The 16,502-nt window shown below is 37.8% G+C and carries 7 protein-coding genes; 1 reads left to right on the top strand and 6 read right to left on the bottom strand.

What is annotated here, in order from left to right; all coding sequences use genetic code 11:
• Positions 1-255: 255 nt before the first annotated feature.
• From B3P17_RS01500 to B3P17_RS01520, 5 genes are all read right to left on the bottom strand, one after another.
• Positions 256-3,087, bottom strand: coding sequence for a triple tyrosine motif-containing protein (locus B3P17_RS01500; protein WP_291102839.1), 2,832 nt, complete (start codon positions 3,085-3,087; stop codon positions 256-258).
• Positions 3,088-3,325: 238 nt separating this feature from the next.
• A complete protein-coding gene (locus tag B3P17_RS01505) occupies positions 3,326-6,424 on the bottom strand; it encodes a glycoside hydrolase family 2 TIM barrel-domain containing protein (RefSeq protein ID WP_291102842.1) in 3,099 nt (1,032 codons plus the stop codon).
• Between the two features lie 224 nt (positions 6,425-6,648).
• Positions 6,649-7,914 carry a glycoside hydrolase family 71/99-like protein gene (locus B3P17_RS01510; RefSeq protein ID WP_291102845.1) on the bottom strand — a complete coding sequence of 422 codons (1,266 nt, stop codon included), beginning with the start codon at positions 7,912-7,914 and terminating at the stop codon, positions 6,649-6,651.
• A gap of 24 nt (positions 7,915-7,938) precedes the next feature.
• Entirely contained in the window at positions 7,939-11,001 is a 3,063-nt protein-coding gene (locus B3P17_RS01515) for a glycoside hydrolase family 2 protein (protein WP_291102848.1), read from the bottom strand.
• A gap of 380 nt (positions 11,002-11,381) precedes the next feature.
• Positions 11,382-12,614 carry a glycoside hydrolase family 71/99-like protein gene (locus tag B3P17_RS01520; protein ID WP_291102891.1) on the bottom strand — a complete coding sequence of 411 codons (1,233 nt, stop codon included), beginning with the start codon at positions 12,612-12,614 and terminating at the stop codon, positions 11,382-11,384.
• A gap of 410 nt (positions 12,615-13,024) precedes the next feature.
• Between B3P17_RS01520 and B3P17_RS01525 the strand changes: the two genes are divergently transcribed.
• Complete coding sequence (locus B3P17_RS01525) at positions 13,025-15,556, top strand: Kelch repeat-containing protein (protein ID WP_291102851.1); 2,532 nt, start codon at positions 13,025-13,027, stop codon at positions 15,554-15,556.
• 76 nt (positions 15,557-15,632) lie between these two features.
• Here the strand turns inward: B3P17_RS01525 and B3P17_RS01530 are convergent, their stop codons facing one another.
• Positions 15,633-16,502, bottom strand: a complete 870-nt coding sequence (locus B3P17_RS01530) for an outer membrane beta-barrel protein (protein ID WP_291102854.1) — start codon at positions 16,500-16,502, stop codon at positions 15,633-15,635.

Consider the following 16,502-nt stretch of genomic DNA (forward strand, 5'->3'; position numbering starts at 1 on the left):
TTACTTTAATTAACTGTTAACCAATTAATCTAAATAATAAGGCAGGAGTAATGTTTACAATAGCCAACCGGCTATAGAGTGAGGTGACTCTTTCCATGATATTTAGATTTATGTCAAATTTAGAGCACACAGACAAGATCATGTAAAAGGAGGGTTCACATCAAATACGCACACGCTCTATTTAATATAAATTAACAATGCACACTTTCCACTCTATTATACATAAATATATGTATTACAGAATATTATTTAAAATTAATCAAGATTTAAAATAAAATCATTTAGATTCTGTGTAGACCTGAGGTTAAGTTTCTTCCTTAATCTATAACGATTGTTTTCGACCGATCTCGTCGACAAATTCATAAGAGAAGCAATGTCTTTTGTCTCGAGATTTAGCTTCAAACATGCGCAAAGTTTAAGGTCATTCGGGGTTAGTTCGGGGTAAAGTATCTTTAGCTTTTTGAAGAAATTAGTGTGTTTCTGTTCAAATTTTATCAATAAGATTTTCCAATCGTTATCATCCTCCAGATTATTGTTTAAGATAGGCAACACCTTCTGATATAAAAGCTTCAAAGTTTTATTATCACTTGAGAGACAGAACTCATCAATCACTTCTTTTATAGACAGTATAATCTCATTCTTTTGTATAGTAAATGAAGTCTGATCAAATATTTCCGCATCTTTTTTCTCTATTTCACTTTGCAATTCCTGATTTATAGTTTGTAGTCTTTCTGCTTCTCTCTGCCTAATTTTCTGCAAATGTTCATTTTTATATCTCCTTAGGATGATAACCCATACGATATATGCAACAAACATAATAAGCAATATATAGATCAGATAAGCCCACAAAGATAAATACCAAGGAGATAATACAATAAACTGAGCCGTGGTAATCTCCGATGTGTAGCCAATATTGTCTGTAGTACGGAGCATGAACGTATATGTTCCGGCAGATAAGCGGTCATAGGTTACTTTATCTATCTTCTGAGGTTTCGACCATTCATTATCTATTCCTACCAGCTTGTACTGGAATAAGAGATTCCGGCTTAATACCTGATCGGATATGAAACTAAAAGTAACAGAATTATATTCGTAAGGAACCTCAGACAATGTTGCCGGATCTCTAAAATCGAACTTTCCTTTCGTTGATTTTATCTCTAGGGTTTCAAGATATGGCCTATCCTGAACCGTCTTATATTTCTTTGCCGGAATTTTGTCATTATAGAGTAGGAAGCCATTATCTAAACAAATGAAGTTTATTGAATCATTCAAGATAGAAATATTCTCGTATCCTTCTACTAATGACAGTTTGTGAACACCTATATTGTATCTTTCGTCAATTTTGGCTTCACTGCCATCGTAACTGAATTTGAAAAGGCTTTTATCCGTTATAGCCCAAAATGAATTATCTTTGATATGAATAATTTTCTTTATTTTATTAATAGACTTAAAGCAGTTGTTCAGCTTCTCATTTGGCTTGATTGTATTATCTATTTCGTCATACGTCAGAAAATTATTATCACCAAACAAGATTATACGCCCTCCCACTTTAAACATCGATAATTTATGAGGCAAATTTTCTTGCGTATTATCTCCATAATAACTCCAATTCTTTACACCCATCACATCCTCATTGAATAGGTATCTGTAAGTCCCTTTGTATGGATGCTGAACCCATATATTTCCCAGATGATCGAGTTCACTCTTGAAGACAGGTCCTCGGCTCTCATCTATATCATACACCTTATTTGTTCCTTTATGAACTATCTTCAGATGATTGTAGGTCGATACAGCCAATATTTCAGCTTTATTTACCGTATATTCTTTTATATCATAGATGCCAGACATTATAAAGGGCAGGTAAGGATATGACTTATCATCCTCGATAATCATCGCTCCACGATTGTGGCAACATATCAGCTTATTGTCTATAACACGCAAGCTCCACACTTGTCCTTGCGTTCCGTTTACCAATCTAAGGTTTTCTAGAGAGTTTACTGATTGCAGTTTACCCTCAGGCATATAAAACAGACCCTGATTAGTTCCTATATAGAGTTTATTTTTCCAATAAAAAGCATCATATACAGCCCCTATATTTCCATTCGGATCAGTATAATAACTCATGTTGTCGAGATACTGTATATATGCTATCCCTCTGTCTAATCCCGCCCAGAAATTTCCGTTTTTGTCTTCGCGCAACGATAGTACCGTATTGTTGTTAAGCTCTGTGGCTGTAGAAAAATGATTTAATATATTGCCGTTTTCGTCAACCTCATATATACCGTTAAGGATAGAACCAAAAAAATATGTTCCTCGTGAAGTGAGTAATCCACAATTAAGTTCATTTAGCTTCAACGCTGATGAAATAGGAGTATTCCAAGGGGAGATTTTCTCTCCATCATAGATATAAAGACCGTTAGTTGCAGTACATATTAAATATTGATCTTTTTTGTAAGGTAAAATCGTTCTGACATCTTTCCCTGTAAAAAACGCTCCATCATTTATTTTGGTAAGTTTATCGTCTATCACTCGGAACAATTCGCCTTGCATTTCTTGTACCCAAAATTGTCCACGTACTTTCAGCAAAAAAAGAATATTCTTATTTATCTTTATTTGCTTAACAGTTTTATAATCATATATGAAAATGGAATTAAAAGATTGAAAGTACACCTTATTATCATTAAACCATATCTTCCAGAAATCATTCTCCTGCATCGATTTCTGATCAACCAAAGATTTTAATGATGTATATTTCAATTGCCCGGAAATATCTCTTTTCCAAAGGCCAAATTCTTCATAACCACCGGTAAATATGGTTTGATGATCGAGTACTGCCACACTCCTTACCACAGACCTGTTAGCCATCTGAAAAAGCTTCCACTCTACACCATTAAATTGCAGCAACCCGATATCATTTCCAAAATAAGTACACCCTCTTTCATCCTGATCTATAGACCAGTTTTTGTTTGCTGCACCGTATGTGTTTCTATCAAAGTTTACAATATATGGATTATTTGCTTTTGCAAAAGAGGAATATAAACAAAGCAATAGGATACATAATAAATAACTAGCATAACTCTTTTTCATGTGATATCTTGTGTTACATATTTGTCTATATTACTACTTCTACGAACTTGTACAAAAATAACAACATAATTTCAAATATATAAGATGATATGCAATCTAAACTTTTTGTGTTAAGAGTATACTGTAGTTAAAATCCTTTTATGAGGTAAACAGTAGAGATTGTACTCGTTTTAAATAAAAAAAATGCTTGTGNTAAATAAAAACACAAGCATTTCATGAGTATTATCCTTTTTATAAGTTACTTCTCAAGACTTATCGTAAAGTTGTAACTATATTCTTTATCAGTAAAACTATACTTGCTTAAAGGTCTTGCACCCCACGAATCTAAGCCGGCTACCCCGCGTTGAAACAAATCAACACAAAGTACGACTTCATTTCGAGGCAATACATCCGACCAGTGCTGTTGTTTTTTGGTTCTACCCGGATCCAGATCTTCCGGCTTATAATTAGTTGCACTTACAGACAAAGGTTGCCCTCCTTCAACACGAACACCTTTATTCTGGCCATTTGTGAGAGTCAGCCAACGCACATCAGTTTTATTTCCTGTTTCTTGTGGACGATAATAACTAAATGCCTGATCTTCTACTTTTCCTTTCCAAAGCCCCATGAATGTATCATGTTTGCGATCTATATAATTTTCATGAGGGCCACGTCCATACCATGCAAAGTCATTGTATTCTCTAGGCAAAGTCATTATCATTCCAAATCGCATCATATCCGGCAAATTATCTGACAATGCCTTATAATCAGCTTTTATATTCAGGCTTCCATCGTTATTTACAGTATACGTCAGATCTACTTTTGCTTCTATGGCAGACAATTTGCATTCATATTTTATAGCAATATTTCCGTCTTTCTCTTCACTGCCCAAATAGCTGTAACGCGTATTATCTCCTGCCACTTCCCACAAACGAAGATTAATCTGATCGTTTGCACCAAAGTCATTATCGGTAGGCCCTCTCCAGAAGTTGAGACGAGGCAATTCGCGCATTACAGGTCTTCCGTCGCTCTCAAACCGAGTAAGGCCACGACGAGTGTCTTTTGTCGCAAACTGATATTTCAGAGTTCCTACTGTTACGATTATCTGATCCTGCTCTTTAGAAATATTTAATGAGCCTGACTTTCCTTTTTCAGTAAAATAGTTGTTTGTATCGTATGCAAATTCTTCTTTTGCTACTTCAAATCCGGTCTTTAGGAAAGCTGTTTCTTTCTTAATGTAAGCGTAAACCTGTAAGAAATGCTCTACTCCCGGCTCAGCCTTTATTTGCGGTATATTTAGTTTCACATCTTTCTGAGAGTCGGCTGGGACGGATACGTCAAATGTTCCTTTCGATTCTACGTTGCCATTCTTCAACAATACCCATTCGTAAGAGTAATTGTCATTTGTAAGATCAGTGAATTTATAATCATTTATCACTGTTATGATACCATTATTCAAGTCTTTCGCTTTGAATAGTATATTCTGATACACTTTTTTTACGATGTGGGTATGTGGCAAATAATTCTGATCGGGGCTAATCATACCATCCATACAGAAATTTCCATCATTAACAAGGTTATATCCACCTAGGTCGCCACCATACGCCCAGAAGAATCTGCCCTGATCATCTTTTGCAGGGAAGCCATGATTGTACCATTCCCAAATAAAACCTCCTTGCATATTCTTGCTGCTACGCATAACGTCCCAGTATTCTTGCATATTACCCATACTATTTCCCATAGCATGTGCATATTCACACATAATATAAGGTTTCTCCAAATCTCTGGCAGCATCACGCTTCATAGACTCCCATGATGGATACATCGGGCAGAATATATCGGTATTCCTGTCTCTTTGATGTGCTTGTTCGTATTGCACTGGGCGGCTCTTATCTCTTGCTTTTGCCCAATCATAAGTATCGAAAAATGCTTTGCCATTGCCGGACTCATTCCCTAACGACCAGAAAATAACAGACGCATGATTTTTATCTCTTTCCACCACGTTCTTTATTCTGTCCATGTGAGTGGCATTCCATTCAGGAAGGTTAGATACATTGCTCGGACCATATCCCAATCCATGCGACTCTTGATTTGCCTCATCCACCAGATAGATTCCGTATTGGTCGCACAGCTTATACCACAATGTAGGCTGAGGATAGTGAGATGTACGCACGGCATTAATATTCAATTCTTTCATCAACTGTATATTGCGCATCATCACCTCGCGGTTTACAACCTGCCCTGTCTTATAATTATATTCGTGCAGATTGACTCCTTTAAAGTACACCTTTTTGCCATTAATAAGGACTTGGGCATTTTTGATTTCTATTTTACGGAAACCTATTTTACTAGATGTAACCTCTACAATATTGTTTTTCTCATCTTTCAGAGAGATCAGCAAAGTATATAAGTTAGGCGTTTCGGCTGTCCATTTTAACGGATTAGACACTGTACCGCTAAAAGTTGTTTCTTTCAAACCATTAGAAGGAACAGTTACTTTTTGAGATTTACTAAATACGCTTTTTCCTGCACCATCGAGCAAAGTAACTTCTACTGTTTGATTTTTATTCTGGGTAGCATAATTTTTCAATTCCACATCAAGACTAAACAACCCATTCTTGTAATTAGCATCCAAGTCAGGATGTGCAAAAAAGTCTGATATACGTGTCTCTGCTGTGCTATAGAGATAAACACTGCGGTTGATACCTCCCAATCGCCACATATCCTGATCTTCAATATACGACCCATCACTATATTTATAAACCTGACAAGCCAAAGTATTTTTCCCTTTTCGCACATAAGGAGTTATATCAAATTCAGCCGGGCTCTTCGCATTCTCGGTATACCCTACCTTCTGGCCATTTATCCACAGATACATAGCGGTAGTTCCTCCTTCAAAGTGAATGAACACTTTGCGTCCGTCCCATGTCTGAGGAAGATCAAATTGATGCTTATACGAACCTACGGGATTATCGTTCTCGTTTACATAAGGCGGATTTGTTGGGAATGGGTAAATTACATTGGTGTAAATAGGAATACCAAATCCGTTAAACTCCCAATTTCCCGGTACAGGCATATCTGTCCATTTGCTTACATCATAGTTTTCTTTATAAAAATCAGCAGGAGCTTCGGATGGCTTAGCCACCCAATGAAACTTCCAAGTACCATCTAACGACATAAAGTAAGGTGATGCCGAATAGTCATCTTGAGCTGCAAGCTTTGCATCGGGATAGGGCAAGAACGTGGCTCTGGGTTTTTCTTTATTAATAGCAAAAACTTCGGGGTTCTCCCAGTCTCTTGTTTGAGATGTTGCCATAACAGCAACCAAAAAGAATGCTAAGATCAAGTTTAATTTCATGAATTTTTATGATATAAAATTAACAATTAAATAATTTACACTGGCATTTGACTTAAAGATGTTAAATATAGTCATTTTCAACCATCCTCGCAAAATGTTTCTATGCTTTTGTATTCGGTTGTTATACAACAATAGCGGCTATAAGCATTCTATAAGCCGCTATCTGAAATCAAATGGGTAAAACTTAGGAGGAACTCATTCTCTAATGATCTACCAAAAGATATTTATTTTCTTTGAGGCAGAGAGGTGGTTAGCTCTCTTTCTTTGCGAAGCATTTTACCTGCTTCTCCTACCAACCATAAATAATGATCACTCTGCAATCCTTCTTCGATAGGAACAAAAGTGCTTCCCGATATGCCAACAGGAACTTGTGTTGCACATTTGAAGATGGCTGTTCCCTCATCAATTTCATCAAACATTGCTATATATAGAGACTTTGCACCTGCTTTTATCGACTCACTCATCTGTTTCCACAAGAATGAACCTCTATTGCGAGGTATCTGCGAGGTATTATCACCTTTCAGATTTTTCCAAGAGAAGCCAGGGAAGGCTAGCGGTACGTAATCTACTTTGTTTTCTTTACACCAGGCAATGTCTTCAGATATAAGCTTGGCAAAAGGAGAATATGAAGCCTCATTGTAACGCCCTACAAACCAAGGCATAATTATATCACTTTTTCTTATCAACTCATGGAGCTTCGGATCTTCCATAGTATCTGAAGTAAGAGTACGCCAGTATGTAGGGACTCCCAGCATAATACTAAATCCGCTTTCTTTAAGTTTATCCACCATGATTTCTATATCAGATAATCCGTATGCTCTATTGTCATTAAATCCTACACCCCATATTACCACCAATGGTTCGCCATTGTGATGGAGGTAAGACGGATTTTTCTTTTGGTCTTTGATGTCATAAGCTTTTACCAACTCGTCAAAATCGTCCAGCAAAACTTTTTCATCTCCCGAGCGCATGCCACTCAGGTCGTACATCACACATATAGCCCGTTGATATCTCTGCGCTGCCTTCATTGCCGAGGTGAGCACTTTGTTGAAATGATTCTTGCCGCTCGGATTCTTTATTTCATTCACAAACCGTTGCATAAATACACCATCGAGTCCATATTCTTTCATCCATCGAAAATGGGTATCAACAGTAGACTCGTCATACGAACTAAAGGTATATGCAGGGCTTCCATCGGAAAAAACAAACTCTGTCTTATATGTCTTCTCATATTCCGATACATCAGGCCAATAGTCGACTGAGCTCGATCCGGGACAGAATCCTTTTCTCCCTTTGTAATGATACCAACCCCTGTTGGCACCATCATCAGGGGTATTAAACCAACCCTGATAACCAGCCATTACCAAACCATTATACGAATCGTACTTATAGTTCTTATCATTCTCTTTCGAAGTGCTATTTTGTTTTTGTCCACACGAGACTATACAAGTCAATATGAAAAAGGATAGTAATATCGATTTTATTTTCATGCCTTATTCTTTCTTTGTTTCACGTTATCTTACCACAGACGATAATATCTGCTTCATAAAGTTTTTATCTGCCGAGTTGAAACGAATGTTCGTTTTTATCTGGGAATTATTCCTCAGATTCACCAATTTTATAACCATATGATTCCATCCTTTATCCAGCATTATATTAGGAACCTTAGTCTCTGCCTGCCCAACGCTTTCTTTTGAAAATACTTTATTCTTGTTCAAGTAAACTGCAAATCCACCTTCAAAGTCTAAAAACATATCTAAGCTCGGCATATCAGGCTCAGCCAGCAGATTACTCAATGAGCGTGGGCTATATATCCAAAAACTCATATAAGCTACAGCCGTTCTGTCTCTTTCGGGCTTTGCCAATGAAAATAATCCATTCTCCGCAATTGCTACTGCCCACGATTGATTGTCGGATATTATATTAAGTTGAGGAATAATATCCGCCTCACCCTTGAGAAAATCGGTTGACAATAAATCTTCTACCGAATCAGCATCTTTACTTAAGGATACAACTAGTGACTTTTGTAACTGCGCATTAGTATCTAATGCCTGCATACTTTTCATATTATCATTGGAGATAACAGCTCCCAGATTCAGCAGCATTTTGGTAAGTAAAGACTGGGTCTCCAATGCTATTTCTGAAAGGTCGAGTGTAGAAAGAATTATTTCAGCATTCCCTTGTTTGAGAGAGGCTATTACCACATCGGCCCCTTTAGATTCTCGCTCGCTACGGAAGACATTTGCGGTCTTCGATGTCTCAGCCTGATAATTCCAACGTTGCCAATCGGTATTGCATGCTCTCAATAATACATCAGATTTCATTACAAAATCTCCCGACATACCATAATGCATTGCCGTTTTGCCTCGTGGAATAAGCTCTGAGAAATAAAAATCAGCATGATTTAATCCTTGCAGCAAAACAGGTGTCCCCTCTTTCAGAAATGAAGTAGCTTTTCTGTCTTCCAACGATACAGAATAAGGAAGGATAGCATTGATGAAATCTCTTGATTGTGGATTTACTCCCATTACAAGAATTCTAGCTCCGGCTTCAATCGCCTTTTGTACTTTCAACTGTTGATCTTTGGTGTTTGTCGGAGGATTATTTCCGTCTATTATTACCAAAGTTTTATTTGTGATCTTTGCATCAGTGAGGATTTTCAATCCTAAATTTTCAAGATTTTCTTTTAGTTTCGAGTCCGCCGAGGCATATAATACAATCGCATCGACAGCTGGAACTACTTTTTCTATTTCTTTTTTATCTTCTATCTTTCCGCTATACGGTAGCATCGGCGTTGCATTAGCCTTGCGCACAGCATCTAGCAAAGGCCATTCTCTATAAAGCGGTAGCGATATATCATATCCCGGATTGAGAGTAGTAATATATGGGCCTAAGCGCTCGGGCTGCATGCCATATCCGCCTTCGTGAAAGTCGAAGAAGATACCATCATCTGCAACAGGAGGACGTGTTGTGTCTTTCATCCCCAACTCAAGAGGCTGCAATCCATACCATGCCAGATTGAATATACTGCTATACGAAGCATTCAGGTCACGTTGAGTTTTTATAAGCTCATAGCTTTCTATTGCTACACCCTCCATCCTACCGAGCATACTCTCGTAAGATCTATTATCGTTATACTCTGACGATTGTTTAGGAGTTCCGTAATATGCCATACTCTGCTCTCCTATCCCCCACGGTTTTCCTTCCGATGCCCATTTCCGCATACCGCCCATACCACCGTAGTGCCCGATAACAGTAGGCAAATCGGTTGGTCGGTCGGTTTCTCCATCGCCCGATATCCAAGGTCGTGTAGGGTCTAGTTCGGCGGTCACCTTTACCCATCGGTTTATCTCATCTAGTTGTTTTTGAATGAGCTCTTCGGGTGCTTTAAATACATGTACCGCTACAGGAACTGTTTCGTTACAAACACTCCAACCGAATACCGATGCATGGTTTTTATCTCTTTTTATAAGACGGCGAATATGCTCTACACAGCTTTCCCAATAATCGTCGCTATCTATCTTCGGTCCTCCGTCGCTCGACCAGATACCCGTTTCATCCAATATGCAAATACCCATTTCGTCGGCAACATCCAAATAAAAACGAGGGAAAGGCTGAGCATGTAAACGAACTGCGTTTGCATTCACATCTTTAAGCATACTAAACCATGCCCAAGGGTAGCGGCGTGTCATCTGAGGTACTCCCATAAAATGCCATGAGTCGCCCCTTAGGGATATCTGTTTGCCATTCAGCAACAATCGGTCTCCTGAAATTGTAAACTGACGCCAACCAAAACGGTTATACTTCTTATCTATTGTTTTATTGTTTTCGGTCACATTTACGACCAATCCGTAAAGATTTGGTGTTTCGGGTGTCCAATATTCAAGTTCTCCGTTTACAGCTTTTTCGATTGTAACTTTTGTGGTTGAATTGGGTTGCAGTACAACCTTCTTTTCTGTTGGAAAAGTCAATGATGCCTGAGCAGCAACTTCTCCTTTCTGTTCAGGACTTTCATTAATTGTACGCCCAGCCAGATTGTACCATTTTTTCACCTCAGCATCCAAGTTTACGGTTCGCTTCTGCAAAGATGCGTTTTTGATATCAAGTTCTATTTTTAATTTTTTATTCTGTACATCAGGCTGAATAAATAAGTCTTCTACATACACCTGATTATAGGCAAACATATATACATCTTGCCATATCCCTGTCATTTCGATACCCCACATAGACCCTCCTACGTAGGTTCTACGTCCATATTTTCCATGATTATCAAACAAGCTGCCTTTGGCTACACCCACAAGTATTTCATTTTCTTGTCCGGGCTTTATGAAAGATGTTATATCAGCTTCGAAGGGCAGGAATAATTCAAAGTTTTCAGCCACTTTCTGCCCATTTACATACACCTCGGTTTTTCCCATCACAGCTTCAAAATGAAGAATAACCTGTTTGCCACTCCAATCTGAGGGTACAGACACATTCTTCCGCATCCATCCTATCTCGGCTTTTTCCCATTCTTTGGGATAACTTGGATAAGCGGTAAAGTCTCCCCCCTGTCCGTCNNATGATTTACATTCCATGGTGACGGTATCTTTATAGCAACGTTTTCTTTTTTGAAAGTCACAGGCTTCTTAAAGTCTGACGCTTTCGCGCCATATATCGGCATAAAATCCCATTTACCGTTCAGGCATAACTCTTGTCTGTATGGCTTTTCTACATCATTTACCAATCCCTGCATAGGGTTGAACGGGTAAGGATATTTTATTCTTTCCGTTGCATAGATACTAATGGCAAGGGCAATCAGAACAGTTAGTATAAAATACTTTCTCATTTTTATTTTGTTTGGCATTTATTCAGGTTGCAGAAGCATTAACCTTTTAAATTTATAAAATTATCTCAGTTATTTTTCGTATAAAATCAATATAATAATACACTATAAAGTATTATTCAGGAATATTAATTACTCTCGTTTCGGCATTTTGATACTCAATGGTTTTTGTTTACGCATCATTTTTGTTGCTTCTCCTGTAAGCCACAAATAGTGGTCGGATGGCATACCGTCCATACCTACAAACTTGGCTATATCACTTACCGGAGGATTATCGGTACATTTAAAGATAGCTGTGCCTTCGTTTACCTCATCAAACATAGCTACGTAAAGCATACTAGCTCCGGCATTAATAGCTGTGGATATCTGTTTCCAGTAAAAACGCCCGCCCTGACGCGGTATCGATCCGGAGGGTTTAATATCATCAGGGAACTCGAACCTACTGAGATTATGCCAGCTAAAACCGGGTGTTACACAAGGCACATAATCTATTTTGTTTTGTCTACACCACTCTATATCTCCGATTATTAAGTCACGATAGCGATCCATATCATTGTGCAGTAGAGGAGAAAAACGCTGTACAGTCCACGGAAGAACAATATCTGCCTTGCGGATAATTGTATGCAAGTAAGGATCGGGAAGGCAGTCTGCATTGAGTTCGCGCCAGAAGGTAGGAACTCCAAGCATTACACTACAGCCTCCATATTCAGGATCATTTTTGAGAAAATCGATAAAACGATCAATACCGATATCACGAGTATTATAAGGCCTGTCGGGAAATCCGATACCCCATATCGCAACAAGCGGCTTACCATTAAAAAACAAATATGTTTTATTTCCTTTCTGGTTTGTCACCTTTATAGAGTCAACCAAGTATTTCCAGTCTTCTATGAGGCTTGAGCAGTCTTCTCCCGACTTGCTGAGTCCCGAAAGATCGTACATGATAGCGATAGCACGTTGATACTTAGACGCTGCTTCAAATGCATTCTTGATAACTGCCGTTTGACCGCCTTGCCGTGCTTTAGACTGAGCAGCACTGAAGAAGCGTTGCATAAAAACACCATCAACTCCATACTCCTGCATCCATTTGAAATGCAGATCAACTGTACTCTTATCTGTAGAACTGAAAAACCGTGCAGTAGACCCATCGGCTAGTTTAAGCCCCGTAGGATATGTTGTCTCGTATTCTCGCACATCGGGCCACATGTCTATGCGTACTTGTTTTTCGTCGGGATACATAACTCCATCCGCTGGAGCCCGAAACCACCCTTGGTACCCAGCCATGATCATTCCTTTATAACTGGGATATGCAGTCGTTGGCGCATGCTTTCGCGCTTGCGCCAATATTCTACCCGAGGGCAGCATTAATATTATTGCGGCAAGCACAAAAAAAATTCCTTTAAAATTCATTTGGTATTTTATTTAATTAATTGTTTCGTGTTCCTTTGCGATATCACTTAGCTACGACAATTCGTTAGGCGAATACATCTCCCCAACCGAGAGAAGAGATGAAGACATATTTCATGATATTTTTTACTTTAGTACAAAAAAAAAGGGAGATACTTAAATTTACATAAACACGCCTATTAATTAAGAATTAAAATTCAGTTAAAATGCTCTTTAAAGATAAAAGCTATAGAAACTCCCGTATTCCTTTATTTTTTAAATCACTTATTATAAAGTTCTCATAACTTATCATGAAAAAAATCATTAATTTTGTATATTACTTATTGGTTGTATTGTTCACACAAAGACCTTTTTAAATAAAAGCTTCCATGAAATACACACTCGCCCTATTTCTCCTGTTATTCAATATTGTCCAACCCTGCATATCAGATAATTCTGAGTACGGATTAAGATTTAAATCGTACGAGGCATTGGCAGTAGACCGGACAGGATTGCTTTTGGAAAACGGAAACTATATCGACATCAAAGACGAATTGACTCTGGAGTTTGATTTGAAATATGAGAATACATCTATATTATATGGCTCTACTGTAAAAATAATCAGTGAATCGAAATCCTCAGTAACTCTCGGATTTAGTTCGGGCAATAGCGGAAATTTTCCAATCATGGTAATTAATGATGAGATTGTACCCATATTAACTGATCTGAAACTAAACGAATGGTTTCACGTAGCAATAACGATATCAAATAAGGATCAATCACTAAAAATAAAGTATAAAGATTTTTCCAAAACTTTGACATTAAAGAAAGGAGATTGGAAGGAAGCCATTATCTGTTTCGGGAAGTCAAACCTTACAGGTTTTTCAACAGAAGAAGTTCCGCCGATGATCATAAAGGATATTAAGCTATCGCATGGAGATAAATTATTCAGGCATTGGATTCTAAAGCAGCATAATAAGACCGAATGCTATGATGAGCTGAAACAAGCGCAAGCCACAGTAATGAGCCCCGACTGGATAATAGACTCTTACGCCAACTGGACTAAGCATTTTTCATTATCTACAAACAATAAAACATATATACAGTATGCATTTGATGCAGGAAGAGGTATTATATATTTTATCCCTGACAATAAACAGATTATTTCTTACAATGTAATCACCAACCAGCAAGATACTATATATGTAAAATCTGGAAGGCCTGCCAATATAAATACGAATCATGTTGTTTTTAACCCTAAAAAGAATGAACTGATTTCGTATAATCTGGAGGAAAAGTTTATATCTGTTTTTTCTTTCGAAAATAAGACATGGAGCAGCAACCGTGCACCTGCTTTAGAACCGTCGTATTGGCATCATACATCGGCTTTGTGGAATTCTAATTCCTCAATAATTACATTCGGCGGCTATGGGTTCTATCGATATAAAAACGATTTGACCGTGATCAATCCCGCCACCAGTGAATGGAATACCCAACAACTAAATGTAATTTCCCCTCGCTATTCATCGGCATCGGCAATCGTTGGCGATACATTGTACATTTATGGAGGAGAAGGAAACCAAAGCGGAAAACAGGAATTGACTTCTATCATTACCGCCGACCTTTATGCTATCGACCTGAAAACAATGAAAGTATCTCTATGCTGGGAATATAATAATTCTAATCATTTTCTGCCATGTGGAAATATGATCTATAACAAGGAAGAGGATTCATTTTTGGTTATATCAAAAGCTCTTGGAAAACAAATATTGCTAAAGGTGGCCAGACAAAAACCTGTAATTGAGGAATTGGCCTACATAGACTCTTTGGAATTGAATGCTGATTACAATTTTTCGACTCTGATGAAGCCGGAAAAAGAAAACAAACTGTACGCTCTATTCTGTAAGGATTACAAAAGAGGCAATTCGGAAATCGATCTGTATAGCATAGCATATCCGCCTATAGCGTCTGGCCAAATATTACAATCTGCTAAAACCTCCGAGTCAAATGAGTCTAAAACAATATATATTGTAGCAGCTTTCGCTGTGATATGCTTAGTCGTAGGATACACCATTTATATAAGAATGAGAAAGAAGAAAGAGAAATCTATTCATTCCGCTTTCTCATTAACGGATGATCTTACAGAAGATGAATCCCTGATAAATAACGATGAAATATATTACGATCGTTCTCGTCAGGCAATTTCCCTACTCGGTTTTTTCAACGTAAAGGACTCTGAGGGTAAAGACATTACAGATCTCTTCACTCCAACACTAAAAAGTCTGGTACTTGCTATAATCTTAAATAGTGAAAATGGCCCCGGCATAAACAGTAAAGTGATAGATAGCCTGATATGGCCCGACAAAGATGAAAAATCGGCAAGAAACAACAGAAATGTATCCATGAACCGGCTGAATCAGGTGCTAGAAAAGATTGGGAATGTGCAAGTACAAAACAACAATAGCTTCTGGAAGATAGCCATTGAAGATAACTCTATCTGCGATTATCTTGAGGTACTTAAATACATGAGGCTACCTCAAAAGGCAATAATGGAAGATACGGATTCCGAGTCCAAGCTATTGGAACTATTAGGTTATGGGCAGCTCTTACCTTTCACTCAAGAAGAATGGCTGGACTCTTTTAAAGCCACATATTCAGATTTTGCCATCGACTTTTTATTGGGCATACTTCTGCGTGAAATTAATTCAGGAAAAGCCAACGCTATTCTTAAGGCATCTAATCTGATTTTCTTATTTGACACACTCAATGAGGAAGCGCTTTTTGCGAAATGCAGAGTGTATTACAAACAAGGTAAAAAAAGTCTTGCTAAAAGTACATATAACAGCTTTTGCAAAGAGTATGCAACACTGTTAGGCGAAAAATATCAAGTATCTCTGGCTCAGATCATCAGCAGTAATTAGTGTAAGGATAGAAATATCATAAAGAAAAGGCTGCCTGAGAAGTAATTTTCAGGCAGCCTCTTTACATTTATGGACATTAATAAGCAAATGCTAACTTTAATTTCACCCCAATAGATATTGGATGCATTTTTTCGGTAAGGGCTTTTGTAACCTCTGTTTTAAGATACTTTGATGTAGTTATACTATTTACTTCGAAATCGGATGGATGTTGCTTATTATACCCCAACAAAGAACCCTTTTCTTTGTTTTTCCGCACATCGTTAAGTCCGTAATCACAGTATACTCCCGAATAAAGAGCTAGCTTATCGGTAAGCCTCCATTTATTTCCAACCTCGGCAGATAACATAAAAGACAGCTTCATATCCAAATCAGCTTTCTTCTCTGCCCCTGCAAAATGTCCTATACCATTTACTTCATTATCTTTATCGATAAGAAGATCAATATCGGCATAATAAGCAGTAGTAGACAAATCAGAAAGACTAGTCGTATATTTTCCACTTACCGGTATTCCTATTTTCCCTCCAACGGCAGCATAAAAACCTTTCGATACAGATTGTTGGAATTGAACCATAAGAGGTATATTCAATAATGTAGCATTCTGCTTCTCTTCAACCGAATGAATGGAATATGCAAATCGAAATTCATCGTTATTGGCATCTATAGCATTATACTCATCAGAGATATTATCCATAAGTCCTTTCGAGCTCATAAAAGATAATTCGAGCCCGGTATTCAAGGCCCAGTTTTCTGAGAGAAAGTAATTGTAACCCACCCCAACAGAAGAACCAAACGCCAGCTTATTATCTCCTTCATTTATTTTATATTTCAATGAAGATATTCCTCCCGTTGCAGAGAAAAACATTTCATGCTTGTTATCCTGCGAGCGTATGGCAGAACTGATAAGTAATGCCATAGCCAACAGAACTGTAATTTTCTTGATTTTCAT

It is taken from the genome of Dysgonomonas sp. UBA7630 (assembly GCF_002483985.1).
Lineage (GTDB): Bacteria > Bacteroidota > Bacteroidia > Bacteroidales > Dysgonomonadaceae > Dysgonomonas.